This is a genomic window from Paenibacillus sp. FSL F4-0087 (assembly GCF_038020215.1).
GTDB classification, from domain to species: domain Bacteria; phylum Bacillota; class Bacilli; order Paenibacillales; family Paenibacillaceae; genus Paenibacillus; species Paenibacillus taichungensis.
The window spans coordinates 5,553,207-5,578,779 of the sequence record NZ_JBBODJ010000001.1; the positions used below are offsets into that span (position 1 = coordinate 5,553,207).

23 protein-coding genes are annotated in these 25,573 nt (G+C 43.7%); 18 read left to right on the top strand and 5 right to left on the bottom strand.

Going from position 1 to position 25,573, the window contains the following annotated elements; genetic code table 11:
* Positions 1-126 precede the first annotated feature (126 nt).
* On the top strand, positions 127-1,260 hold the full coding sequence (locus MHB84_RS25585; protein WP_076289199.1) for a serine hydrolase domain-containing protein: 1,134 nt from the start codon (positions 127-129) through the stop codon (positions 1,258-1,260).
* A gap of 125 nt (positions 1,261-1,385) precedes the next feature.
* Here MHB84_RS25585 and MHB84_RS25590 read toward each other — a convergent pair whose 3' ends face one another.
* Complete coding sequence (locus MHB84_RS25590) at positions 1,386-2,330, bottom strand: DMT family transporter (protein WP_218642255.1); 945 nt, start codon at positions 2,328-2,330, stop codon at positions 1,386-1,388.
* A 168-nt stretch (positions 2,331-2,498) separates the two neighbouring features.
* Between MHB84_RS25590 and MHB84_RS25595 the strand changes: the two genes are divergently transcribed.
* A complete protein-coding gene (locus MHB84_RS25595) occupies positions 2,499-2,996 on the top strand; it encodes a MepB family protein (RefSeq protein ID WP_076289200.1) in 498 nt (165 codons plus the stop codon).
* Between the two features lie 4 nt (positions 2,997-3,000).
* Here MHB84_RS25595 and MHB84_RS25600 read toward each other — a convergent pair whose 3' ends face one another.
* Positions 3,001-3,312, bottom strand: a complete 312-nt coding sequence (locus MHB84_RS25600; protein WP_076289201.1) for a YbjQ family protein — start codon at positions 3,310-3,312, stop codon at positions 3,001-3,003.
* A gap of 154 nt (positions 3,313-3,466) precedes the next feature.
* On the opposite strand from MHB84_RS25600, the gene MHB84_RS25605 reads away from it, so the two are divergent.
* The 3 genes from MHB84_RS25605 (at position 3,467) to ppsA (ending at position 8,930) form a co-directional block, all read left to right on the top strand.
* Entirely contained in the window at positions 3,467-4,219 is a 753-nt protein-coding gene (locus MHB84_RS25605; protein ID WP_246318098.1) for a response regulator transcription factor, read from the top strand.
* Positions 4,216-5,955: a HAMP domain-containing sensor histidine kinase gene (locus MHB84_RS25610; protein WP_076289203.1), complete on the top strand. Its 1,740-nt coding sequence runs from the start codon at positions 4,216-4,218 to the stop codon at positions 5,953-5,955. Before MHB84_RS25605 ends, MHB84_RS25610 begins: the two co-directional genes overlap by 4 nt.
* 359 nt (positions 5,956-6,314) lie before the next feature.
* Entirely contained in the window at positions 6,315-8,930 is a 2,616-nt protein-coding gene (ppsA, locus tag MHB84_RS25615) for a phosphoenolpyruvate synthase (RefSeq protein WP_076289204.1), read from the top strand.
* 105 nt (positions 8,931-9,035) lie between these two features.
* Here ppsA and MHB84_RS25620 read toward each other — a convergent pair whose 3' ends face one another.
* Positions 9,036-9,461 (bottom strand): MaoC family dehydratase, encoded by a 426-nt coding sequence (locus tag MHB84_RS25620; protein ID WP_076289205.1) that lies wholly within the window; start codon positions 9,459-9,461, stop codon positions 9,036-9,038.
* 457 nt (positions 9,462-9,918) lie between these two features.
* Between MHB84_RS25620 and MHB84_RS25625 the strand changes: the two genes are divergently transcribed.
* From MHB84_RS25625 to MHB84_RS25660, 8 genes are all read left to right on the top strand, one after another.
* Positions 9,919-11,382, top strand: coding sequence for a DHA2 family efflux MFS transporter permease subunit (locus tag MHB84_RS25625; RefSeq protein ID WP_076289206.1), 1,464 nt, complete (start codon positions 9,919-9,921; stop codon positions 11,380-11,382).
* A 394-nt stretch (positions 11,383-11,776) separates the two neighbouring features.
* Entirely contained in the window at positions 11,777-12,766 is a 990-nt protein-coding gene (locus MHB84_RS25630) for a LacI family DNA-binding transcriptional regulator (RefSeq protein ID WP_076289207.1), read from the top strand.
* On the top strand, positions 12,759-13,640 hold the full coding sequence (rbsK, locus tag MHB84_RS25635) for a ribokinase (RefSeq protein WP_076289208.1): 882 nt from the start codon (positions 12,759-12,761) through the stop codon (positions 13,638-13,640). Before MHB84_RS25630 ends, rbsK begins: the two co-directional genes overlap by 8 nt.
* Positions 13,637-14,038: a D-ribose pyranase gene (gene rbsD / locus MHB84_RS25640; RefSeq protein ID WP_076289209.1), complete on the top strand. Its 402-nt coding sequence runs from the start codon at positions 13,637-13,639 to the stop codon at positions 14,036-14,038. Before rbsK ends, rbsD begins: the two co-directional genes overlap by 4 nt.
* Positions 14,039-14,053: 15 nt before the next feature.
* On the top strand, positions 14,054-15,535 hold the full coding sequence (locus tag MHB84_RS25645; protein WP_076289210.1) for a sugar ABC transporter ATP-binding protein: 1,482 nt from the start codon (positions 14,054-14,056) through the stop codon (positions 15,533-15,535).
* A gap of 1 nt (position 15,536) precedes the next feature.
* Entirely contained in the window at positions 15,537-16,508 is a 972-nt protein-coding gene (locus MHB84_RS25650; RefSeq protein WP_076289211.1) for an ABC transporter permease subunit, read from the top strand.
* Between the two features lie 14 nt (positions 16,509-16,522).
* A complete protein-coding gene (gene rbsB / locus MHB84_RS25655) occupies positions 16,523-17,452 on the top strand; it encodes a ribose ABC transporter substrate-binding protein RbsB (RefSeq protein ID WP_076289212.1) in 930 nt (309 codons plus the stop codon).
* Between the two features lie 186 nt (positions 17,453-17,638).
* A complete protein-coding gene (locus MHB84_RS25660; RefSeq protein WP_076289213.1) occupies positions 17,639-18,004 on the top strand; it encodes a hypothetical protein in 366 nt (121 codons plus the stop codon).
* A 149-nt stretch (positions 18,005-18,153) separates the two neighbouring features.
* Here MHB84_RS25660 and MHB84_RS25665 read toward each other — a convergent pair whose 3' ends face one another.
* Together MHB84_RS25665 and MHB84_RS25670 are read right to left on the bottom strand one after the other, a co-directional pair.
* Entirely contained in the window at positions 18,154-18,606 is a 453-nt protein-coding gene (locus tag MHB84_RS25665; protein WP_076289214.1) for a hypothetical protein, read from the bottom strand.
* 46 nt (positions 18,607-18,652) lie between these two features.
* Positions 18,653-19,099, bottom strand: coding sequence for a hypothetical protein (locus MHB84_RS25670; protein WP_076289215.1), 447 nt, complete (start codon positions 19,097-19,099; stop codon positions 18,653-18,655).
* A gap of 168 nt (positions 19,100-19,267) precedes the next feature.
* Here MHB84_RS25670 and MHB84_RS25675 point away from each other — a divergent pair, with 168 nt between their 5' ends.
* The 5 genes from MHB84_RS25675 (at position 19,268) to MHB84_RS25695 (ending at position 25,535) form a co-directional block, all read left to right on the top strand.
* Positions 19,268-19,840, top strand: coding sequence for a TetR/AcrR family transcriptional regulator (locus MHB84_RS25675; protein WP_076289216.1), 573 nt, complete (start codon positions 19,268-19,270; stop codon positions 19,838-19,840).
* 312 nt (positions 19,841-20,152) lie between these two features.
* Positions 20,153-20,908 (top strand): SDR family NAD(P)-dependent oxidoreductase, encoded by a 756-nt coding sequence (locus tag MHB84_RS25680; RefSeq protein ID WP_076289217.1) that lies wholly within the window; start codon positions 20,153-20,155, stop codon positions 20,906-20,908.
* Positions 20,909-21,160: 252 nt separating this feature from the next.
* The gene (locus MHB84_RS25685; RefSeq protein ID WP_076289218.1) at positions 21,161-23,383 is read left to right on the top strand and encodes a helix-turn-helix domain-containing protein; all 2,223 of its coding nucleotides are present in this window, start codon (positions 21,161-21,163) and stop codon (positions 23,381-23,383) included.
* Positions 23,384-23,721: 338 nt separating this feature from the next.
* Positions 23,722-24,606, top strand: coding sequence for an ABC transporter permease (locus tag MHB84_RS25690; protein WP_240321288.1), 885 nt, complete (start codon positions 23,722-23,724; stop codon positions 24,604-24,606).
* Positions 24,607-24,635: 29 nt separating this feature from the next.
* Positions 24,636-25,535, top strand: a complete 900-nt coding sequence (locus MHB84_RS25695) for a carbohydrate ABC transporter permease (RefSeq protein WP_076289219.1) — start codon at positions 24,636-24,638, stop codon at positions 25,533-25,535.
* Positions 25,536-25,573: the final 38 nt, after the last annotated feature.

Here is a 25,573-nt window from a genome sequence, read left to right on the forward strand (position 1 = left end):
TTGCTTTCTATTAGATATGGTCAATGCATGTGAATGGTCGTATATTAATACTATGTGGGTCATGTGTATGAACACAGATCCACTATGTGCATTGATAAACGATTCTACATAGAAGGACGGGGAAATATGGACTTTAAACCGCTTGCGTCATTTATTGACCGCATCACATCATGGAGAATTCCGTGGGCAGAAGTCCTTGTGATGCATCAAAATGATACCGTTTTCCGTTACCGGAATGGTTACGCCAATCTGGAGGAGCAAACGCCCATCGGCGAGGGGGCGATCTTTAATCTCTACTCCATGACGAAAATTATGACCTGTGTGGCAGCACTTCAACTTGTAGAGAGAGGGCAAATGCTGCTGAGCGATCCGGTATCTGATTATCTGCCGGAATATGCCGAGATGACGGTGAAGAAAACTTTATCGAGCGGCGAGGTCAGATTGGAAAAAGCGACAAAGGCGATTACAGTACGCGACTTGTTTACGATGACTGCCGGGTTCTCCTATGATGTTGGCTCGCCAAGCATTCAGGAAGCTGTGCAGAGCACCAACGGAATATTATCGACAAGAGACTTCGCGAAAGCGCTTGCCAAGGAACCGCTTCTGTTTGAGCCAGGTACGCATTGGAACTATAGCATGTGTCACGATGTGCTCGGAGCTTTGGTGGAGGTTGTGAGTGGCAGACGTTTTGGTAAATATCTGCAAGAAGAAATTATCGGACCGCTAGGTATGAACGATACGACATTCGACCTGAACGAGGAACAGCAGACTCGCCTGATTCCGCAGTATGCTTACAATGATGAGCTTGAAAAAGCCGTACGAATGGACGGAAACGGATTCCGGGTAGGCACGGATTTGGAGAGCGGCGGTGCCGGACTATTGTCCACCGTTAGCGACTATGCACTGTTTCTTAGTGCGCTGACGGGAAAAGGAACAAGTCCAAAAGGCGTTCGCATTCTGTCACAGGCTTCAATTGAGCTGATGCGCACAGACCATCTGAACGATCTGACCCGTAATGATTATTCCTGGGATCATATGGGCGGGTATGGTTATGGGCTGGGTGTACGTACGCATATCTCCAAAGCGGGCAGCGGTTCGTTAAGCCCACTGGGTGAATTCGGATGGAGTGGTGCTGCCGGCTGCATGGCCATTATTGATCCAGACTCTGAACTTACGGTTATGTATGCGCAGCATCTGCTGAACAATCAGGAGCCTTATGTTCATCCCCGCTTGCGTAATGTTGTTTACTCCTGTTTGTAGTGCGAAAAGTTGAGACTTAAATACAAAAAAAGGTCGCTCATTAGCGACCTTTTCTTGTATTTAGAGAGTACGGTCTTATACCAAATCTTAGGTGGGGAGTCCCCATTCGTTTGGAAAGAAAAATATTATTTTGTTGAGATTACTCTATTGACCATATAAATACCGATGGATACAAAGAGCAATGCAATTAGGTTTTTGAATTCCAAAATCGTTTCTCCCAAAAACAACGCCGATAGCAATGCACCAAAGACAGGGATAAGGAAGTTATACACAGATACTTTTCCCACTTTGTTGTATTTCAGAAGTAGATTCCACAAGCAAAATGCGGCTGATGAAAGCAAAACTAAGTAAATCAAGATACCCGTTGATTCAAGTGTAAAATGTGTAACCCGGCCGCCAAGCAGGAGTCCCAATATGGTGAGTGCCAGTCCGCCGACAAACAAGCTAACTCCGGTAATAACCAGGACGTCGATGGAGCCTGTTAAGTGCTTTGCATAGATGGCCGTAATGGAAAAAATAAGAGCCGCAATAATAACGAAACCTTCACCTGTGAGAGAGAAGGAGAATTCCAGCAGATTGGAGTGGAAATTTACAATAATTACACCAATAAATCCTAGCAAACAGCCGACTATTTTATTTTTGCTCAGTTTATCATTTTTATATAAAAAATGTGCTAGAACCACACTGAAAAAGGTCGTTGTCGCATTCATAATCGAACCTTTGACACCTGTCGTATTGGCTACACCCACATAAAAAAACATATACTGCAGACCCGTTTGGAACATGCCAAGCAATATTAAGCTTGAAAATTGTCGTCCAGACAGTTCAAATTTCCGTTTACTAATGACACGAAACAAGAATAGAAGCAGTAATCCTGCTAAAATAAATCGATAACCCGCAAATACAAATTTGGATGGAATATCTTCTGCCAAGATATCAAAAGCACTATATCCAAGCTTAATAAACGGGTAGGCACTCCCCCATAACAAGCAACATAAACTTGCAACTAGTGTCACAAATAAAGGATCACTAAACTTGTTCGGGTTCTCCAATGCTTTTATTTCATTCAATTTCAATCTTCTCCTCGCATGATATGTAAATGTGTACGGGCTGATCGCACCTCATTGACCATATCACAAACTGCGAGTAGCTGTAACAAATAAAATGAAAGTTCCGTTTGATAAACATACTTAGAGGCTATAATTAACGTTGAAAAAAATGATTGAGGGGATGAGAGCATGTTTAAATCTAAAGAGCTAATAGATAGCTTACTTGCTAACTTTGATAATATAGAGATTACAAACATCATTGAAGAAAAGCATAATAGAGAATATGAAGGAATGATTATCTATATTGGAAATTATACATATCGAAGTCGCCTCGCCAAATTAACTCCTAAGAAAAAAGGATTTTTTGTTGTATTTTGGGAAAAAGACGAAAACAATCAAAATCAACCGTACTCCTTTTTCGAAAGTCCAGACAAACTAATAATCTCAATTATGAATGGAAATATGAAGGGACAGTTTGTTTTTCCAAAATCTAAATTACTCGAAAAAGGAATTTTGAAAAACGAGGACACTAAAGGGAAGATGGCTATTAGAGTTTACCCCTCTTGGGAAAAAGAGTTAAATAAATCAGCTGCGCAAACACAAAAGTGGCAACAAGAATATTTTATTGATTTATCTGATGGAATAGATGACCAAAAATTAATAGACTTATATTTTGGTCAAATTTGAATGCTTAGATAATAACTGCCGTTCCGCTGACAGCGACCATGAGCATACCTTGACGAACAACTTCGTAGTTCAGATCCACACCGATTACGGCATTGGCTCCCATCTGTGCGGCTTGCTCGGTCATTTCTTCAAAGGCAGCGTCTCTTGCTTCCCTTAGCTTATTCTCATAGGTACGAGAACGGCCCCCTACAAGATCTCTAAATGAAGCGAGAAAGTCTCTCCCGACATTGGCAGCGATGATGACTTCACCTGTTGCAACGCCGATATACTGCCTGACCGGGGAACCTTCAACTATTGCTGTTGTTGTAATAATCAAATGTTTTCCTCCTAAAATAAAATAGATTTGTCGCGAATCAGGTTTCTCATTTCCTATGCTAACAGCGTTATTGAAACAGAGCCTAAACGAGTTGCTGAACAATCGTTTAAGTTTGCCCAAGCCGTTTAGGTTCTGTTAATGTCAGTATGCTACTATGAAATGGGTGAAAACGATGACCAATCAAACGGATATTAAAATCGCAATTGTCGACGACGAACCCTCGATTGTCACCATGCTGCAAATGGTGCTTCGCAGGGCAGGGTTCCATCAGCTTTACGATGCTTCCACCTGTGCGGAAGCTCTCGATCTGGTACAGCGGGTTTCCCCGGATATCGTTCTGCTCGATATCACGCTCCCGGACGGGAGTGGTCTGGAGCTTTGTTCCAAGCTCCGTGAATATGGAAATCCGCATATTTTGTTTCTGACGGCTAAGGCATCCGATCTCGATGTGCTGAGGGGATTCGCCATGGGCGGGGACGATTATATCACCAAGCCCTTCAATCCTTTGGAGGTAGCTGCAAGAATTCAGGCGCGCATACGCCGTTTGGAGCCTGAAGCTCCAACTGTGAGTCAGGTGAAACGCCCTGAACCAGGGGTTTACCGATTCGGCCGCTTCACCGTGAATGAGGCGGAGGGGGAGTTAATCGTGGAGGGACAGCATGTCCCTTGTCCTGCACAGGTTTTCCATCTGCTGCTGCATTTCTGCAAGTTTCCGGGGGTCGTATTTTCCAAAACACAGCTCTACGATCAGGTTTGGGGGATCAACGGACAGGGAGATGACTCGACAGTAATGGTACATATTCGGCGCATACGAGAGAAGATCGAGATCGATCCAGGAAATCCAAAGCTACTGCTGACCGTACGCGGGCTCGGCTACAAGCTGTCAAAGGAGTTTCAGGAGCAATGAAGATACAACAGCGCATGACATTTCACTTCACGTATCAATTAATCTTTTATGCCCTGATCATTCTGGCGATTACTCTCATTGCTTGCATTATATTCTTTCAAAACACGACCAATAGTGAGTTGCGCCGGAACTTTCCGGTGGGGGCCTTACAACTGATTGCTCAAGAAGCTTCTTCAAAAGACGGAACGATTCAAATCTCCCCCAAGTGGGATAAGCTTATTGAGGAAAAAGGAATGTGGATGCAGGTTGTAAATGCCGAAGGAGGGGTCATTTACGAAGTAAATACAAATTCGTATGATGGGCTGTCGCCATCGTACTCTATCGCCCAACTGCTCGATATTCAGGAGACACGGACACTTGGGACGTATGCTGTTCAAACTCATCTGAACTTTGCCTTTAATGTGCCGATTCTGTATATCCTTGGCTACCAAAGTTCTGACCTTGATCAGCTCATGGCCTGGTTCGACGAATATGGGCAGCAAGGGATGATATCTAGCGAAAAGCTTACTTTTCTGGATCAGCGACTGCGTGAAACCGGCAGTTATCTCCAGGTAATCAATTCCACGGGTCATACCGAACAAGCCATCGGTGCTGGAACGTATTTGCAGAAGGGGTACCGTCCACTGGACATTCTGGCAATCCAGCAATCACCCAGCAACTATGATACGAATATTGTCGCCCATCGGGACCAGCGCAGTGGAATGACCTGGATCCTGTATACACCCAATCCAGCGGGAGGACCTTTGAAACATCCGGCGATGGATACGGCAACGCGCGGACTTATGTGGTTTGCAGGTCTAGCTCTTCTCTTGGCAGTACCCTTATCGGTCTGGCATGGCTACCGTTACGGTCAGCCGCTGATTCTGTTCGCAGGCTGGTTCGAACGTATGGGGCGTGGGCAGTACGATCAGGTACTTACCAACAAGGACAAACGCAAGATATTTCGCTCCAATGGCACAATGCGACACCGTTACAGGCTCTATAAGGAAGTCATTGAATCTTTCTATCAAATGGCTGATCAATTGGCCCGAACCGAGAAGGAGCGCGAGCGGCTGGAGAAAGATCAAAGAGAGTGGATGTCAGGAATTTCACATGATCTGCGTACGCCTCTGTCCACAATTCAAGGTTATGGATATATGCTGGAGAGTTCACCGGAACAATGGAGCCAAGAAGAGATGCGTACCATGGGGGCGACAATCCGGGAAAAAGGGGATTATATGCTTGAGCTGATCTCTGACTTTTCCATGATCCATCAGCTTAAGCAGGGCGATTCGATTATGGAGATTCGAAAAATCGATTTGGTTGAGCTGGTGCGCTGCTCCGTGCTGAAATATGTCAATGACGCTACGCTGTCTGAATACCAGTTTCACTATGTCGGGAAGGAGCATGCCTTGTGGGTACAGGCTGATGAAACCTGGCTGCTGCGGTTAATGGATAACTTGCTGTCCAATGCCGTGAAGCATAACCCGCCAGGCGTGAAGGTCACCGTCTCCATCGGCAGAATGAACAATAAGGCATGTATTCGCGTATTCGATAATGGCAAAGGGATGGACGAGGAAACGCTGCAGCATTTGTTCAATCGTTATTATCGGGGAACAAATACTGAGGAATCGACGGCTGGCTCTGGACTCGGAATGAGCATTGCCAAAACGATCGTGGAAGCACACGGCGGAGAAATTCATGTACAATCCAAAGTACGGCAAGGTACGAAAATTGAGATTTTTTTACCCTGTTGAACTGTTAACCATCTTTAGAAAAATGCATTACTGAAAAAAGCAGCCCAACCTCATTTGAGGGCAGGTTGCTTTTTTTGTTGGCTTCTACAACTGTGATACATAACATGCTGCACGACAGAAATCTGGTTGAGGAGAGCCATGCTTCTATAGAATTAATAGTATTTGAAATCAAAAAAGAACCTGGGCAATCATCCCAGGTTCTTCGATATTGTATATAAACAAACACAATGATATAATCAGATTACATTTCTTCGATTTACGAAGGCATAAATATCTTATCTTATATTTAAATCTTATCATGGCGGTAAACTCTTTGTCAAATGTTTTTTTCTCAATTTATTGGTTAGGGGAGATACGGAATGAGTTCTTTGGTTATCGGATTTCAGGAATTGGAAAAATTGCAGCATGCGCTCGTTGGTGGAAAAGGATTAAATCTAGCGAAGTTATCAAAGGTGGAAGGAATTCACGTCCCCGAAGGATTTTGCGTTACAACCGTTGGATATCAAAAAGCCGTTGAACAAAATGAAACATATCATGCTTTGCTGGATCAATTAACCTTGTTGAAAGTAGAAGAACGAGAGCAAATTGGTGAAATCAGTAGGAAGATCAGGGAACTCATTATGGGCGTAGACATTCCAGCCGATGTTGAAAAAGAAGTCGCTCATTATCTCTCCACATTTGGAGAGGGTCATGCGTATGCAGTGCGTTCCAGTGCGACCGCTGAAGATTTACCACATGCCTCATTTGCCGGTCAACAAGACACCTACTTAAATATCATTGGGAAAGAATCAATCATGCACCATATCAGCAAATGTTGGGCTTCTCTGTTTACGGATCGCGCGGTAATCTACCGTATGCAAAATGGATTTGACCATGGTCAGGTTTATTTGTCCGTTATCATTCAAAAGATGATATTCCCAAAGGTTTCAGGAATTTTATTTACGGCTGATCCGATCACATGCAACCGGAAACTGCTTTCCATCGACGCAAGTTTTGGACTTGGTGAGGCGCTGGTGTCCGGCTTGGTATCTGCTGATTGTTATAAAGTACGAGAAGGTGAAATTGTCGATAAGAGGATAGCCGTCAAAACGTTGGCTATTTATGGAAGCGAAGATGGTGGAACGTATACACATCAGATCGATCCCGTGCTGCAAAAGACGCAAACACTTACCGATCAACAAATTTTAGAACTGGCACGCATAGGAAGACAGATCGAAGCTCATTTTGGTTTCCCGCAAGATATCGAATGGTGTTTGGCGGATGATATGTTTTATATAGTCCAAAGTCGGCCAATCACAACGTTATACCCGATCCCTGAAGCGAGTGACCAGGAAAATCATGTGTACCTGTCTGTAGGTCATCAACAAATGATGACTGATCCCATGAAACCGCTGGGCTTATCTTTCTTTCTATTAACGACTCCGGCACCCATGCGTATAGCTGGTGGAAGATTGTTTGTTGATATTACGCCTAGGCTGGCTTCGCCTGTCATGAGAGAAAACTTCATAAATACCATGGGACAATCCGATCCGCTTCTTAAGGACGCACTTACAACTGTAATCGAGCGCGAAAATTTCATTAAATCGTTACCTATTGAACAGCCATCACCAACTCCACGTAATAACCATAAACAGAGCGTGTCGGATGGTTTTCAAGCACATATTGAAAATGAATCGACTATCGTCTCTGAGTTGATTAAGAGTAATCAAGCCTCAGTAGAAGAGCTAAAACGTAACATCCAAAACAAGTCTGGATTGGATTTGTTTGATTTTATCCTTGAAGATCTGCAAGAATTGAAGAGATTTCTATCTGACCCACGAAGTTCAAATGTATTTATGACTGCCATGAATGCTTCAGCATGGATCAATGAAAACATGAAAGAGTGGTTGGGTGAGAAAAATGCAGCAGATACGCTCTCTCAATCTGTACTGAACAATATCACCTCGGAAATGGGTCTGGCATTACTGGATGTTGCAGATGTGATTCGTCCGTATCCGGAAGTCATTGCATATTTACAGCATGTGAAAGAGGATGACTTTATGGATGAACTGCTTAAGGTTGAGGGAGGACAGGAAACAAGGGAAGCTATCCATGATTATCTGGACAAATACGGCATGCGATGTGCCGGAGAAATCGATCTGACCAGAACCCGTTGGATTGAAAAACCCATTACACTTGTGCCATTGATTCTGGGTAACATCAAAAACTTTGAGCCTAATGCAAGCAAACGGAAATTTGAGCAGGGACGACAGGAAGCGTTGAAGAAAGAACAGGAAATATTGAATCGATTGAAGCTATTGCCGGATGGTGATCAAAAAGCCAAGGAAACGAAACGAATGATTGACCTGGTTCGCAACTTCATCGGTTATCGGGAATATCCCAAATACGGCATGATCAATCGTTACTTTGTATATAAACAGGCTTTATTGAAAGAAGCTGAGCGACTTGCACAAGCGGGTATTATTGCCGAAAAAGAAGATATATACCTCCTCACTTTTGAAGAACTTCGTGAAGTTGTACGCACCAATAAACTGGATGAGATGATCATTACCCAACGGAAAGAAGATTATAAAATCTTTGAAAAGCTAACTCCACCTCGCGTGCTCACGTCTGATGGTGAGATCATTACAGGTCAGTATAACCGTGAAAATCTGCCAGCCGATGCTATTGTTGGTCTGCCTGTCTCTTCCGGGGTGATAGAGGGCCGTGCACGTGTCATCTTCAATATTGAAGAGGCTGATCTGGAAGATGGAGATATACTGGTGACTCCCTATACGGATCCGAGCTGGACACCATTATTTGTTTCTATAAAAGGCCTAGTTACCGAAGTAGGTGGACTGATGACACATGGAGCTGTGATTGCGCGTGAATATGGTTTGCCGGCTATTGTCGGAGTGGAGAAGGCAACTCAACGAATAAAAGATGGGCAGCGAATTCGGGTACATGGGACAGAAGGATATATCGAAATATTGTAAATGATTGATACACGAATTGAGAGTGTACAGCAATGATCGCGCATCAGACCTGATGTGCGATCGTTTTTTTTTCAAAGTCAACAACGGAAACGAATTGTACAAAAATCAATTACTAATCAAAGCACTTAATTCTGCCTGAAAAACCTTCTCATCATTTTGGTTAAACGTAGTGAGCCGCACCGTGACTATTCCACCACTACTCCTTCTTGGAGATAATTCAATCACTTCTGATAGAACACTAATTTCATCATCTGGAAACACAGGTTTGATAAACTTTATGTTATTCATACCGGTTCCTGCGACAACTTCTTCACCATATAAACCAAGTTCCACCCATAGCTTGAAAGACGTGCTCATCGTCTGCATACCCGAAGCAATGAGGCTGCCGAAGCGGCCTTTTTTGGCTTTTGCCTCATCTATATGCATATATTGAGGGTCATAAATTTTTGCAAAATCAATAATATCCTTCTTTGACAATTGAATAGACTCTGTTCTATAGGCCTCGCCTATAACATACTCGTTAAATTTCAATGATGTACACCTCCAATATCTACTCTAAAGGATAAGTCTTCAAAGTGTCCAATTAAAACCATGTAGGGGTTGCACCAAAACTAATGAATTCTTTAGTGGATAATGAACATTAAGTATTTTAACATGGATCAACTGGGTAGACATTTGATTATTATTCATATATCACGTTGCTAAAAAACAGGACTACCACGGACAACCCAAAGCTTATTTCTAAGTATTTATGTCAGAAATCGATATAGCAGGTAAAGGGAATATACTTTTATACTCCGTGCTAAATCCCCCCGTACTTTTCGTTAATGAGAACATTTTTCAAAATTGAATTAGATAATTATACATATTGTATTCGGAATTTGTGTATTTTCATTTTTTGTAGTAATTGCTACACTGTGCATATTGATAATGAGAATCATTATTAGTTGTTTGAGCGCAACATAACAGAACTAAAGGAGTGTAAATAATGCAAGCTTCTACAGCCACATCCGGTGCTGAATTTAAAGCAGCCAAGAAAGACATTAAAGTATTTCCCATCGTTCTCGCTTTTTTGATGAGTGGGTTCATCGGTCTGTTCGGCGAAACGGCGTTAAACGTAGCGCTTACCGATTTGATGCAGATCTTCAACATTGGGTCGGCCACCATTCAATGGCTGACAACAGGCTATTTGCTGACCATGGGGATTCTCGTTCCGCTATCAGGCCTGCTAATCCAGCGTTTTACAACAAGACAGCTGTTCATAACGTCACTTCTATTTTCATGTCTCGGTGCTTTGATTGGAGCCGTTGCTTCAAGCTTCGGTGTGTTAATGGTTTCACGCATTATTCAAGCAGTAGGTACTTCGCTATTACTACCACTTATGTTTAATACGATACTGCTCATTTTCCCGGTCGAAAAGCGTGGTGCAGCCATGGGACTGGTTGGACTCGTTATCATGTTCGCCCCTGCGGTTGGGCCGACAATTGCCGGACTGCTCATTGAAGCATTGAACTGGCATTATATCTTTTGGCTTTCATTCGTTTTTCTTGTCATCGCTCTGATCATTGGGATTTTCACGATGCAAAACGTTTCCGAAACGACCAAGCCACGTATTGATTTATTGTCCATGCTACTGTCGACCCTCGGCTTTGGAGGTATCGTTTATGGTTTTAGTAGCGCTGGTGAAGGAGATGGGGGATGGACCAGTTCTACTGTCGTAATATCTCTTGCAATCGGTCTTGTTGCTCTTATTCTTTTCACGATTCGCCAGTTGAAAATATCCAATCCATTGCTTGATCTGCGCGCTTTTAGGTACCCGATGTTTGCAATCGGGGCCCTTATGGTCGCACTTTGCATGATGGTTATATTGTCTTCGATGCTCGTACTGCCCATGTACCTGCAAGTAGGCCTTGCATTCTCCACGCTTAGCGCAGGTCTGATCCTGCTGCCCGCGAGTGCATTGAACGGACTTTTGGCTCCAATTATGGGCAGGCTGTTCGATAAACATGGACCCAAATGGATCGTCCTTCCTGGGATTGTCTTAATAGCAGTGGCACTCTGGTTGTTCTCTGGAATTACACTTGCTTCCTCGGTGGCCTTTATTATCACGGTTCATGTTATTATGATGATCGGCGTTTCAATGATCATGATGCCTGCCCAAACGAATGGCCTCAACCAGCTTCCACCGCAGCTATATCCGCACGGAACGGCAATCATTAATACGATGCAGCAGGTATTTGGTGCGATTGGTACAGCTGTTGCGGTAAGCGTGATGAGTAATGGACAAGCGAAATATATGAGTCATGCCACGAATCCAAATGACCCTTCACTTATCCCGCTTTCCTTGACTGCCGGTGTACAGGATGCGTTCATATTTGGCATGATCATTTCCCTCGTTGGGTTTGTGCTCTCCCTTTTCATCAAAAGAGTAGTGGTCAATCGCTTGCACTAGCATTTGACAAAACAATGCCCCCTTTAAAAGTCGCTGATTTAGCGGCTTTTTTTTCCGAAAACCACGATCCCTAAAAAGAGAATCCCCTACAATCCGTTTGCTTATTCGAGTTTAGCAACTTCTCCCCGAGGTAACGGAGTACCTTAAGACAATCGGAGTCCCCCTCGAAATAGGGGATAATCTGGCTAATAGCCTGATTTGCAACGATAAGAGTCATCTATTTTGCTTCAATATATGGATTGGTCAAGATGACGCTATGGCATAATGTTACTGCGTTTATTAGGTCTTTATCAGATGACTAGGATAAATTTCCAGTAACAAAAGGATTGTCAAACTTAAAAAAATATGATAATTTCATATCTGTAACCGGTTACACACATAGGAGTGAACGTTCATGACAACAATAAAAGATGTAGCTAATTTGGCTAACGTTTCAGTAGCCACCGTATCAAGGGTCATTAATGAAAGAGGTTATGTTCATGCGGACACTCGTAAGAAAGTGGAGGAAGCGGTCAAGCAGCTTAACTTCTCTCCCAATGAGGTGGCCCGCTCTTTATACAAGCGTAAGTCCAAATTGATTGGCCTGCTGTTACCCGATATTGCAAACCCTTACTTTCCGCAGCTTGCACGCGGCGTAGAGGACCGGATGCAAGAGCAGGACTTCAGACTGATTTTCGGAAATAGTGATGAGGATGAACAGAAGGAAAAGGATTACATCCAGACTTTTGTCCAGAATAATGTTGTCGGCGTAATCTCTTCAACGAATTACCCTCATTCTTCAATATATGAGAACTTGAAAATTCCCGTGGTGTTTCTTGACAGAACACCTCTGGACAGTCCCTCCGTATTTGCGGATGGAAGAGAGGGTGGACGTCTGGCTGCACGGGAGATTATTAAGCGTGGAAGCCGCCGAATTACGGTTATGCAGGGACCAGCACATATCAAACCTGCGCAGGATCGTTTTGAAGGCGCAATCGAGAGCATACGTCAGGCCGGCCTGGACTACCGTGTAATCCAAACGACATCCTTTTCCTTTAACGATGTTGGGTTATGGGCGAATGAGCTTTTCAGCAAGTATGGCGATAGCGACGGAGTCATTGCTAGTAATGATATCGCAGCTATGGCGGTATTGCACGAGGCATTGCGCATCGGAAAAAAAGTTCCGGAGGATATGCAAATTATCGGCTTCGACGATATTCCGATGAGCAGCCTGCTATCTCCTGCATTGTCGACCATTCGCCAACCGGCATACGAGATGGGAAGAGAAGCTGCCGGCTTGCTTATCAAACTGGTGGAACAAGCTCCAATCGAAAACAAACACATACAGCTTCCGGTCAGTTTCATTGAACGGGGCACAACAAGAAAGGTGAATTCAGATGGCTAAAATATGCGTAATTGGCAGCAGCTCAATGGATTTGGTTGTTACTTCTGCAAGGCGCCCGGGGGCGGGTGAAACCGTCCTTGGCGACAGTTTCAAAACAGTTCCAGGCGGCAAAGGAGCAAATCAGGCAGTCGCTGCCGCAAGGCTGGGGGCCGATGTTTCCATGATCGGCCGGGTGGGCGATGACACTTTTGGTACAGCCATTTTAAATAATTTTAAAGCAAATGGTGTAAATACGCAGAATGTGAAACCGGTTACACATCTAGAGAGCGGTACGGCTCATATCGTGCTGGCTGAAGGTGATAATAGTATTGTGGTCGTGGAAGCGGCAAATCGCGAAGTTACACCAGCCTATGTTGATGAAGCGACAGAAGTGATCCAATGTGCCGATATTGTATTGATTCAGCAAGAAATTCCAGAAGAAACCGTTGTTCGTGTCAGCGAGATTTGCGCCCAAAGCGGAACGCCCCTGTTGTTGAATCCTGCACCAGCAAGAAAAGTACCGGATGAGGTCATTGACAAAGCTGCTTATATCACGCCTAACGAGCATGAGGCCGAGATATTGTTTCAGGGTATGACTCCGGCTGAGGCGCTACGCAAATATCCTAACAAGTTGTTTATTACGGAGGGCAGTAACGGTGTTCGATATTTTGACGGCGAACAGGAAATCGTTGTACCTACTTACAAAGTGGAACCAGTGGATACGACTGGAGCGGGTGATACCTTTAACGCCGCATTTGCGGTCGCCCTTGCGGAAGGTAAACCGCTACAAGAGAGCATCAGATTTGCCAACCGGGCTGCATCGCTATCCGTGACCAAATTCGGCGCACAAGGAGGCATGCCGACACGGGATGAAGTGGAGGAAAGCCTGAAATGAAGAAGCAGGGTATATTGAACAGTCATATCTCCAAGGTGTTGTCTGATCTGGGTCATACGGACACAATAGTTATCGCGGATGCTGGTCTCCCTGTTCCAGAAGGGGTACCCAAAATCGACTTGTCCCTGAAACTGGGGACACCAAGTTTTCAAGATGTCGTGGAGCTTATAGCGGACGATATGGTCATTGAGAAAGTGATTTTGGCAACAGAGATCAAGGCAGGGAATCCAGAAGCTATGCAGTTTATTACCGAGAAATTTGGCGATGAAGCCATTGACGTTTCCATTAGTCATGAACAATTCAAGGTGTTGACCCGGAATGCCAAAGTGGTCATTCGTACGGGCGAAGCTACGCCGTATGCTAATTGCATTTTACAATCGGGCGTCATTTTCGGTTAAAAGGGGGACGGTATCATGCATATTCAGATGCAAGACATATATAAAGCTTTTGGCACCAACCAAGTGCTAAGCGGGGTGGATTTTGAACTAAAGGAAGGCGAGGTTCATGCTCTGATGGGGGAGAACGGGGCCGGCAAATCCACGCTAATGAACATTTTGATCGGTCTTCATGGGCGGGATCAAGGAACCATCTCCATTGACGGGAAAGAAACCTATTTTGCCAATCCGAAGGAAGCTGAGAAGATGGGGCTTGCTTTTATCCACCAAGAGTTGAACGTTTGGCCGGAAATGACGGTGCTTGATAATCTCTTCATAGGTAAGGAAATAACTTCGTCTTTTGGATTGCTGAACACAAGACAAATGAAAGCGCTTGCCACTGAGCAATTTGCCAAGCTTTCCGTACAGATTCCGCTGGATCGTCCTGCCGGGGAATGTTCTGTCGGTCAGCAGCAAATGATTGAAATTGCCAAAGCACTAATGACCGACGCCAAAGTAATCATTATGGATGAGCCCACGGCGGCGCTTACGGAGCGGGAGATTCAGAAGTTGTTCGGCGTGATCACTTCGCTTAAGAAAAATGGTGTTTCCATCGTATATATCTCGCACCGGATGGAGGAGATTTTCACCATTTGCGACCGGATCACGATCATGCGTGACGGCAAAACGGTAGACACCAAGACGATCCCGGAGACCAGTTTTGATGAAGTGGTGCGGAAGATGGTCGGACGGGAACTCACGGAACGATATCCGGCACGAAATCCTTCGTATGGAGAAGTGGTCCTTGAAGTACGGGACGCAAGCAGCAAAGGATTGTTCCAGAATATCAGCTTTACGGTGAGAGCAGGTGAGATCCTCGGGTTCTCCGGGCTGATGGGCTCTGGACGGACAGAGATCATGCGAGCGATCTTCGGTTTGGAACCTTTGGACGGTGGCGAAATCATGATTCGAGGCAAAAAGGCTCATATTCGGAAGCCAGCGGATGCGGTTAAACATGGAATCGGATTTATTACGGAAGACCGCAAGGATGAAGGCTTGGTGCTCGATTTTTCTATTCGTGAGAATATGGCCTTACCCAATTTGTTCAGCTTCTCAAGTAAGGGATTCATCTCGACTCAGAAAGAACAGGAATTCGTCGATACGCTCATCAAACGTTTGCAAATCAAGACACAATCTTCTGAGACGGCAGCACGAAACCTGTCAGGGGGTAACCAACAGAAGGTGGTTATCGCCAAATGGGTCGGTATCGGTCCGAGTGTACTCATCCTGGATGAGCCAACACGTGGCGTGGACGTTGGAGCGAAGCGGGAAATTTATCAGTTGATGAACGAGCTGACTGATCGCGGAGTTGCCATCATTATGGTATCTTCTGAGCTGCCTGAAGTACTCGGTATGAGCGATCGAATTGCGGTTGTACATGAGGGACGTATTAGCGGTGAACTGGCAAAAGAAGAGGCAACACAGGAAAACATTATGACATTGGCTACAGGGGGACAATGATATGACAACTTTGCAGGAAAACCAATCCGCCAAGAGCGGTTTCCGTTTGACAAATGTGACACAGAAATTAGGTCCATTGCTCGGACTGATCATCTTAATTATCATCGTATCGGTGTTGAATCCAAGCTTTTTGGAACCGCTTAACATCTTGAATCTATTGCGTCAGGTTTCGATTAACGCGCTGATTGCTTTTGGCATGACATTTGTCATTCTGACAGGTGGTATCGACTTGTCGGTTGGCTCCATTCTGGCTTTATCTAGTGCCTTTGTAGCCAATATGATGCTGTCTGGCCTGGATCCGATTTTGTCGATCATTATTGGGGTTGCACTCGGTGGTGTCATGGGTATGGTGAACGGGTTGATGATTACGAAGGGTAAGATGGCTCCGTTTATTGCTACATTGGCAACGATGACGGTGTTCCGGGGATTGACGCTGGTATATACAAACGGTAATCCGATTACCGGATTGGGCGATAGCCTGCTGTTCCAACTGTTCGGTCGTGGTTATATGCTAGGAATACCGGTTCCAGCAATCACAATGCTCATTACTTTCGTAATTCTGTGGACGATTTTGCATAAAACGGCTTTTGGCCGTAAAACGTACGCGCTTGGTGGCAATGAGAAAGCGTCCATTATCTCAGGTATTAAAGTGCATCGCGTGAAAATCATGATTTACTCTCTGGTAGGTATGCTGTCAGCGCTGGCAGGCGCGATTCTGACCTCCCGTCTGAATTCCGCGCAGCCAACAGCAGGTACTTCATATGAACTGGACGCCATTGCAGCTGTTGTTCTGGGTGGAACAAGCCTATCAGGTGGTAGAGGACGGATCGTCGGCACACTGATTGGGGTCCTGATTATCGGCGTACTGAACAATGGTTTGAACCTGCTCGGAGTGAACTCGTTTTATCAAATGGTTGTAAAAGGCGTCGTTATTGCCATCGCTGTCCTGTTGGACCGCAAGAAAACGGCTTAAGGAGAGAAGCGAACATGAAAAAACTAACCATATTGCTTGTAAGCGTAATGATGATCGTTCTGGCAGGATGCTCTCTGGAGCCTCCGGGTTGGGCTAAGCCCGACTCTGCCGGTAGCAATGGACAGAAAAAAATTGGACTGTCGGTTTCCACGTTGAATAATCCCTTCTTTGTTTCCCTCAAAGATGGGGTTGTTGCAGAAGCCAAAAAACAAGGAATTCAGGTCATTGTTGTGGATGCTCAAAATGATTCAGCCAAACAAACCAATGATGTGGACGACCTGATTCAACAGGGCGTGGATGCCCTTCTGATTAATCCTGCGGATTCCGCTGCAATCTCTACGGCTGTTCAATCGGCCAATAGCGTGGGTATTCCAGTGATTACATTGGACCGTTCCGCAGACAAAGGCGACGTGGCAGCATTGGTCGCATCCGATAACGTCAAAGGTGGACAAATGGCGGCGGAATATTTCGTGAAACAGCTAGGCGAGGGAGCAAAAGTGATTGAACTTGAGGGTGTACCCGGAGCTTCCGCAACAAGAGAGCGGGGGAAAGGTTTCCACGAGATTGCCGACCAAAAACTGAATGTGGTTGCGAAGCAGTCTGCGGATTTCGATCGCTCCAAAGGTTTGAATGTAATGGAGAATCTGCTGCAGGGTAATCCTGACGTACAGGCGGTATTTGCCCATAACGACGAGATGGCGCTTGGCGCGATTGAAGCAATTCAAAGTTCTGGTAAAGACATTCCCGTGATTGGATTTGACGGAAACGATGATGCAATCAAATCCATTAAGGATGGAAAGTTGACAGCAACAGTCGCTCAGCAGCCAGTACTGATTGGCCAGCTGGCGGTGCAAGCTGCTCTGGATGTGCTGGGCGGCAAGCAGGTAGAGAAATCAATTCCGGCTGAATTGAAGCTGGTGACCAAGGAAAACGCAAACGATTAATTCAACAAGTACTTCCCGTTCTGGACAAAATGTCCAGGGCGGGATTTTTAATTTATCCATCTGCTACGGTGAAAAAGACAGTTAACATTGAAACCTGCGGTAGTTTTTGCCTGTTATATTATTGATCACATCTCGCCGGGAATGTAAATTAGTTGTATGCATGAGAAAAGGAGAGGTTAACACTACATGGAAAATGTATCAGAGGAAGATAAATTGCAATCCATCCAAGCCTTCCAATCGACCATACGCAAATCCGAAAATGCATTGACTAGTTTGACTCAGAAAGGGAATAACACTACTTTATTAAATAAACGACTCAACGCCTTATATATCGGTTTGGCGATGCTTGAAACGGCCTGGAATCAAAAAGCTCATCATTACACTAAGGAAGAGTTAGCTGAAGCTCGCAATGTTCTGATCGGTTTATTCCCGTCCCTTGAGAACAGTTATACTAAGTCAAAAACGGGCAGCCCTCAAAAAACGCTTTTAAGAAGAAGAATTAAAGCATTTGAACTGGCTGTTCAGGCCATGGATGACGTTGTGGAAAAATAAATTGCTGGAACAAAAATCGTGTTTGCCATACTTGCACTTCTTCAAGAAACATCAATAGTTCGTGTAAATAAGGTTTAGTAAGATCCAAAAAAAACCATCTCAATTATTGAGATGGTTTAATTTTTGTTCATATGTTTCAACATATTGACTCAATCATCAGAATAAACAGTTGTATTGAAACTTTCAGGACCCAAACGTACGTTATTCACATTATAAATGGGGTTATAGGAGAATGTAGCGTACGCTGAGTAGACAAGCTGCCCATTGCCTGGGGCTGGGACATTGTACTCCGAACCGCTAAAGCTTAAAATGCAAGGACTGAAAAATGGGTTGGACAATACAGTTGTATTGGCCCGATATACAAGCTGTTGCGAACCGCCTAATCCTCGGTATACTTCGATAATAAGATTTCCGTTAACTGGCAACTGACTTGCTGTAATTTCGACGATCCCCGAAAAAAAAGTCCGAATCGACATACCCGGGTTACTGATTTGCAATCCAACCTGGGCAAACAATAGCGGGACACCATTCGTGAAGCTGGGAGTTAAAATCTGCTGGCCATTGGAGCCTTGGGAAGTCCGTGCATCTAACGTTTTAACCATGAAATTTCCTCCTTTCATATTTTCATAGAATCCTGTTAGCCATGAGTTAATCGTCGCTGTATGAAACCGCATTGAAGCATTCTGGACCAACGCGGCTGGCTTGCTCTGATGGGGATGCCGGAACAAATGTCACAAAACAAGAATAGATAAGCTGCCCGGTAGGAGGAGGAGGCACATTGAAATCAGAACCATCGAAGCTTGCCAGTATGCTTCCCACAGAAGGGAATATAGGCTGGGAAACGACATAAATCGGCGTGCCTGTATAGGTCGAACCTCTGAAAATTTCAAATCGAACGGAAGATGGTTGTGAGGACAAATTTGCTACCGAAATCCGATAGGTTCCGTTAAACTGAGTGCGAATAACTGTTCCTGGATTGACAATGTTTAGACCAAGGATACCCACCAAAGTAGGCGTATTTGGAGTAAGTGGAACATTAAACGGAGCAACACCGTTAGACCCAAGTGAAGTACGAGCGTCAAGCGTACGAACCATAACAATTCCTCCAATCTATTATTTTGTTATATCTTATGTAGCTAGTTTCAAAGAGTTATCAGCTAATTGGTAAGGATTTTTTCGTGGAACTAACCTTATAGCTTCTGGAACCATGTAAGTTTCCCAATCGGGGGCTTCAATGTATAATGATTATTCGAGGTGATGAAGATGGCAAGATCCAAAGAATTTGAAGTTAATGAAGTATTAGATAAAGCAATACAACTGTTCTGGGCCCAAGGATATGAGAAAACTTCGATGCAGGATTTGGTTGAATATATGGGCATTCATCGAAGAAGTATCTATGATACCTTTGGGGATAAGCATGCTCTGTTTATGAAAGCTCTTGAACGTTATGAAACGAAGCAGACCAACAAAATGAGTTTTCTAATTGATACCCAAAAACCAATCAAAGAGATTATTAGGGTATTGTTTGAGTCAACTATAAGAAATGAAGGACAACCTATAGGCTGTTTTCTTATAAACTCAGGCGTGGAACTGGGCGTATTGGATCCTGAAGTTGCATCCTTGGTTAATGAGAGTTACTTGCGAACAGAGGAATTCTTGAGAAACCTTGTTCTGGAAGGCCAGCAAAAGGGTGAAATCAAGGCTGACGTTGACCCTGAAGTTATTTCACATTATTTGATGAATGCATGGGTGGGGATACGAACGTTGGTTAAGACCACTACGGATCCGCAAAAATTAACAAATATTATGGATATGACATTATCCGTTTTAGATTGAAAATGGAGTTAAGGCATGGCAGGCAAAGAGGGGGGTGTCTCCATGAAGGCTGATTTGTTTTAGTGATACAGGTTCTTGTCCTGTTAATGTTATAAAGAACTTGTATCGCATGTCTGGCATAACTCATAGTTCCCTGTCCCAACATCATTATATAGCAGTCAGAAAATAATTCTTTACTGTTCGTTCTAGAAATGCTATTCTAAATAGCAAGTTAGATCTAACTGTTTTTTTTGCAATATTAAGAACGATCGTTCTAAAATTATTTTAATAGCTTACTTATACTAAAATATATGTTGATAAGGAGAGAATAGGATGAAATATACAGTTATTACAGGTGCAAGTTCAGGGATTGGATATGAGACAGCATTGGCGTTTGCTGCACGAGGCAAAAACTTAATTTTGGTCGCAAGAAGATTGGACAAATTAAAAGAACTCAAATTAGCAATTCAGAATATTGACGCTACAGTACATGTTATTGTTCAAACTAGTGATCTATCGGATACTGCTCAGGCATATACACTTTATAACACGCTGAAGGAATACCAAATCGAGACTTGGATTAACAATGCGGGGCTTGGTGAAGGTTCTTTTGTAGCAGAACAGAATCTGGAGAAAGTTGAAACCATGCTGCGTGTGAACATTGAGTCCCTGACGATCCTTTCCACACTGTATGTGCGAGATTATGCAGACATAGAGGGAACTCAGTTAATTAACGTTGCATCCGCACTTGGATATGCCATTGCTGTTGGAAGTGTTGCGTATTCGGCAACGAAGTTTTATGTTAGTGCCTTCACAGAAGGGCTTGCCAAAGAACTTGAAATAAAAGATGCAAAACTAAAAGCAAAAGTGCTAGCTCCAGCTATAACGGAAACGGAATTCGTGAATAAATCATTAGAAACAGAAAATTTTGATTACAAAGCAAACATGTCTAAATACCACACTGCCAAAGAAATGGCAGGCTTTATGTTAGATCTATATAATAGTAACGAAGTCGTAGGGATTGTAGACCTGAACTACAATTTCAATCTGAGAAGCCCAATCTATCCAATCATAGGCGCATTGCATTAATATATTGATAAAACAATTAAGAGAATGACTCTACTGTTGAGTGAAGTGCACCACCCCTTAGAATGGACATTGGAAAACCCATGGGTTTAGCCGATGAAATTCTAGGGGGTGTTTTTTTGTACGTCTAAAAAAGAGGCAATTCGTCTACATATTGTTGAGGGGTGGTCTTACCGTTTGTATGGACGTCTTCAGATGTAAGCGTGTACAATGTGTAAATAAATATCATTCCGTTTAAAAAAATGGGGGCTGGATATGAGGAAAACGTTATTTAATCGATTGCTGTTTTCTTATATGCCGATTTTTATTGTCGTAGTCACGTTTACGTTTTTTGTTTTTTTTCAGATATTAAGTGAACAAAGCCGTAAGGAGGCGCTTAACGCCAACAAAATGCTATCATTACAGGCGATGCGTCTGATCGATACTTCCCTGAAGGCGATAGACAATATGGTAATGTCCGAAACAATAAATAATAAGCAGTTGATTGATTTCTTCAATAATGAAGAGAAGAATAACATTTTCATCAACATAAGCGCAGTTAAAAAAATGCAGGATATGATATCCTATTACCCCATGATTGATTCGATCTATTTTGTGCGTTATGAAGACAATTTCGTGCTCAGTAATGCGACAAGTGATCAACTTAGCAACTACAGGGACGAGCCATTTATTAAAAAGGCTATGGATCCGCTCGCACCCAAGCAATGGTCGGGCATAAGAACCTTCGAGCAGTTTTCTACAAAAGGGAGTAAGCCTGTCGTTAGTTTGGTACGGGGAGCGCCATTTATTACAGGCAAGAAAGGCATGATCGTCGTCAATGTGGCAACTGATTCGTTGCAGAACAGTATTGCTGACCTATACGATTCAAAAACAAGCTTTATCGGTATTCGGGACGCCGCGGGAAATGATTTGTTTAGTGACTTGCATTCTAAAGAACAATCAAAGATTTTCTCCAATTATGTATCGAGCTATACCGGATGGTCCTACCAAAGCGGACTTATAAATGGCAAGTTGTTCCATGTAATCTCTTCATTATATAATGTCTGGTTTATCATCGGGATTGTGACGATTGGGGGTGGTTTTGTATGGCTGCTCTATGTTACCAGACGCAATTCAAGACCGCTAGAACAGATTGTGGCGCGAATCCGCGGTTACCGTCTCCCTTTGTCCAAGGAATTGGGAGATGAATTTTCCTTCATCGAATCGGCCTTGTCCAATATTATTGAGCAATCAAATCAGTATCAGCAAAAGCACGATGAAGATCGGCATCTGCGAAAAAGGTACTTGTTCCACCAACTCATTGAAGGTGACATGGGTTTAACCCATGAGGAATGGATAGGAGAAACAAACAGTCTTCAGCTTCCATACTCGTTTAATAAACAAGTCGTACTTGTGATCGAAATGGATAAATACAGTGATTTTTGCTGCCAATACTCCCGCAGAGACCAAAATCTTCTTAAATTCGCGCTACGCAGTGTTATTCAGGAGCTTGCTCCAAAATATGGGCTCGTGCTTTGGTCCGAGTGGACTTCGCCATTTCAGCTAAGCGTCATGGTATTTGTGGACAGCGAAGAGGAAGCAGGTACTTCCATAACACACAAACTTTTCGAGAGCGTTCGTATGTGGGTGCAAGAAAATCTGAAGTTTACGGTAACGGTAGGTATCGGTGAGCAGGTTACAGAGCTTTCAAGCGTCGCAAATTCTTATAAAGAGGCACTCAGGGCGCTTAAATATAAAATAGTGTTAGGAGAAAACAGGCTCATTACTAGCGACCACATCGCAAATCACGGTCAGGTTGAGGTGTTCTCACAATTAAATGTAATTCGATCCATCATCCAGTCGTTCAGACTACTTGAGGACGAATGGAAGACGAAATACGATAAGCTCATGAATGAAATGAAGCTAGGGTTGTTAACGAAAGATGAAATTACAAATCTGATGAATTATTTAATTTACTACTTGGGACTGGAAATCTCCGGGATGACAAAAGAGGTCCAAGAAATATGGATGCGAGACGGGTTACCGAGGCTCAGTAAGATCATAGATGAGTGCCATTCACTCGAGCAAATGCGGGAAGAATCTTTGACCGTGTTGAACAGCTTTTACACAGATTTGAAGGGAGCGCAAAACAGGCGTCTGCATGCAGCTACCATTCGAGATATGCGGAAAATGATCGAAGAGGAGTATGCCAATCCGAACATGTCGCTTGAATATCTCAGTTCAATCTTTAACATTAATGGAAAATATGTAAGCAAGCTGTTCAGGGAAGAGACCGGACAGAAATTCGTCGACTTCTTGATTGACATCCGCCTGCAGGCCGCAAAGCGCTTGCTCACGGAAACACAAGTTTCCATGCAGGAGGTAGCTGAGAAGGTAGGTTATACAAGCGCGATCTCATTCAGCCGTGTGTTTAAGAAAGTGGTAGGTTACTCCCCAAGCGAATTCCGCGAAGAAGCAGCGCGCAGACAGATCGGTTGAATTTGGTTAACTGGTTGAAAATGGTTTGCTACGCCTGCTTACCCAGCATTTTCATAATGTATTTCAATGCAGCAGCTCCGGCTAAACACCGGAGCTGCTGCGCATTTTCATGCCATGCGAAGACGGTTAAGTTAACGATTATTGTTTCTTGCTGCACCTCGTTATCTTACTTTACTATGTAGAATGTAAGCGCAAACAATTAGATCGAACGAAAGGAGAAGGAGCATATGTCAAGCATGCAAAAGAGAATCAGGAAACCCGAAACTTCAATGCAAGGCCAGCCACATGGACCAGTATTGCCTGACAGGAAATCGTCATTACACTTCATTGGGAAAAAAATGAAGCGTCACTGGCAGTTATACTTGGTCGTATTTCTGCCGTTGCTGTATTTGGTCATTTTCAAGTATATACCTATGTCTGGCGTTGTCATTGCTTTCAAAGAGTACAACGTCATCCAAGGTATTTGGGGTAGCCCATGGGTCGGACTGAAATATTTCGAACAATTTTTTGAATCACCAAACTTTTGGCTGTATTTGAAGAACACGCTTGGCATTAATATGTACGGTTTGCTTGTTGGTTTTCCTGCTCCGATTCTATTGGCACTTGCATTAAATGAAATTCGTAACGGTTTTTTCAAAAGCAGTGTACAAATGATCACCTACGCGCCTTACTTTATTTCAACGGTTATCATGGTCTCCATTCTCATCGTAACTTTGTCGCCAAGTGTAGGGATTATTAGCAAGTTCACACAACTACTCGGGATTGAAAATACAAATTTCATGGGAATTCCCAGCTTGTTCAAATCGATTTATGTCTGGTCGGATGTATGGCAATTTTCAGGTTATGGTGCCATTATCTACATTGCAGCTTTGGCAGGAGTCAACCCTGAACTGTATGAATCGGCAAAAGTGGATGGTGCGTCCCGGATGCAGAAAATAATCAATATTGACTTACCGAGCCTTATTCCAGTATCCGTCATTCTGCTCATATTGAATTTAGGGAATTTCATGAAGGTTGGATTCGAAAAAGTATATTTGATGCAAAATCCACTAAACATCAGCACCTCAGAGGTCATTTCTACCTATGTGTACAAGGTAGGGCTGCTCAGCTCCAGCTTCAGCTTTTCGACTGCAATCGGTTTCTTCAACTCGATCATCAATCTGATTCTTCTTGTGAGTGTTAACTACATTGCCAAGAAGTTATCCAATTCGAGTTTATGGTAACAGCAAATCAGCAGAAAGGAGGAACAAATATGTTCAAAGCGTCAAGGATTCGGGAATCGTATGGTGACCGTTTGTTTCTAGTCGGTGTCTATACTTTTTTGATCGTGGTGACGATTGTCGTCCTTTTTCCGCTCATCTTTATCATTTCATCATCGTTTAGCTCACCGCAAGCCGTCGTATCCGGCAAGGTGTGGCTGTTGCCCGTCGACTTTACGCTGGAAGGTTATAAAGCGGTGTTTCGAAATCCACAAATCATCTTCGGTTACTTGAACTCGCTCTATTATACTGTCATAGGTACAGCAGTTAACGTTGCTTTAACTGTTATGCTTGCTTATCCGCTCGCCAGAAAAACGTTCTACGGCCGTAATTTCATCATGGTCCTTCTAGTCATAACGATGATGTTCGAAGGAGGGCTTATCCCCTTATATCTCGTAGTAAAAAACCTTCATATCCTCGATACACGTTGGGCGATGATTTTGCCAGGAGCCATGGCGGTGTTTCAAGTGATTGTTGCTCGGACCTTTTTTCAGACCACGATTTCCGAGGAAATTGCGGAAGCTGCCGAACTCGATGGCTGTAGTGACATCCGGTTCATTACCAGTATGGTAATTCCGCTCTCCAAACCCATTTTGGCTGTGCTGACGCTGATGTATGCTGTGGGCCACTGGAACGCTTACTTCGATGCATTGATTTTCCTGAAATCTCCAGATTTGTTCCCGTTACAGATCGTGTTGCGTAATATTCTTATTCTGAACTCGATCGATCCGACCATGGTGACCAATGTTGATCAGATGTTGGCGCAGCAAGGATTGAAGGACTTGCTTAAATATTCGCTTATCGTTGTCGCAAGCGCACCTGTTCTGATCATTTATCCGTTCGTGCAGAAGCACTTTGTTAAAGGTGTCATGATTGGTTCATTAAAAGGATAGTGACGGGCAGGTAGCTCAATTTGCATTTAAGGAGGTGA

Bases quoted from the DNA above. Each gene is read 5' to 3' on its own strand.
- MHB84_RS25585 (WP_076289199.1), top strand. From the start codon at position 127: ATGGACTTTAAACCGCTTGCGTCATTTATTGACCGCATCACATCATGG.
- MHB84_RS25595 (WP_076289200.1), top strand. From the start codon at position 2,499: ATGTTTAAATCTAAAGAGCTAATAGATAGCTTACTTGCTAACTTTGAT.
- MHB84_RS25605 (WP_246318098.1), top strand. From the start codon at position 3,467: ATGAAATGGGTGAAAACGATGACCAATCAAACGGATATTAAAATCGCA.
- MHB84_RS25610 (WP_076289203.1), top strand. From the start codon at position 4,216: ATGAAGATACAACAGCGCATGACATTTCACTTCACGTATCAATTAATC.
- ppsA (WP_076289204.1), top strand. From the start codon at position 6,315: ATGAGTTCTTTGGTTATCGGATTTCAGGAATTGGAAAAATTGCAGCAT.
- MHB84_RS25625 (WP_076289206.1), top strand. From the start codon at position 9,919: ATGCAAGCTTCTACAGCCACATCCGGTGCTGAATTTAAAGCAGCCAAG.
- MHB84_RS25630 (WP_076289207.1), top strand. From the start codon at position 11,777: ATGACAACAATAAAAGATGTAGCTAATTTGGCTAACGTTTCAGTAGCC.
- rbsK (WP_076289208.1), top strand. From the start codon at position 12,759: ATGGCTAAAATATGCGTAATTGGCAGCAGCTCAATGGATTTGGTTGTT.
- rbsD (WP_076289209.1), top strand. From the start codon at position 13,637: ATGAAGAAGCAGGGTATATTGAACAGTCATATCTCCAAGGTGTTGTCT.
- MHB84_RS25645 (WP_076289210.1), top strand. From the start codon at position 14,054: ATGCATATTCAGATGCAAGACATATATAAAGCTTTTGGCACCAACCAA.
- MHB84_RS25650 (WP_076289211.1), top strand. From the start codon at position 15,537: ATGACAACTTTGCAGGAAAACCAATCCGCCAAGAGCGGTTTCCGTTTG.
- rbsB (WP_076289212.1), top strand. From the start codon at position 16,523: ATGAAAAAACTAACCATATTGCTTGTAAGCGTAATGATGATCGTTCTG.
- MHB84_RS25660 (WP_076289213.1), top strand. From the start codon at position 17,639: ATGGAAAATGTATCAGAGGAAGATAAATTGCAATCCATCCAAGCCTTC.
- MHB84_RS25665 (WP_076289214.1), bottom strand. From the start codon at position 18,606: ATGGTTAAAACGTTAGATGCACGGACTTCCCAAGGCTCCAATGGCCAG.
- MHB84_RS25670 (WP_076289215.1), bottom strand. From the start codon at position 19,099: ATGGTTCGTACGCTTGACGCTCGTACTTCACTTGGGTCTAACGGTGTT.
- MHB84_RS25675 (WP_076289216.1), top strand. From the start codon at position 19,268: ATGGCAAGATCCAAAGAATTTGAAGTTAATGAAGTATTAGATAAAGCA.
- MHB84_RS25680 (WP_076289217.1), top strand. From the start codon at position 20,153: ATGAAATATACAGTTATTACAGGTGCAAGTTCAGGGATTGGATATGAG.
- MHB84_RS25685 (WP_076289218.1), top strand. From the start codon at position 21,161: ATGAGGAAAACGTTATTTAATCGATTGCTGTTTTCTTATATGCCGATT.
- MHB84_RS25690 (WP_240321288.1), top strand. From the start codon at position 23,722: ATGAAGCGTCACTGGCAGTTATACTTGGTCGTATTTCTGCCGTTGCTG.
- MHB84_RS25695 (WP_076289219.1), top strand. From the start codon at position 24,636: ATGTTCAAAGCGTCAAGGATTCGGGAATCGTATGGTGACCGTTTGTTT.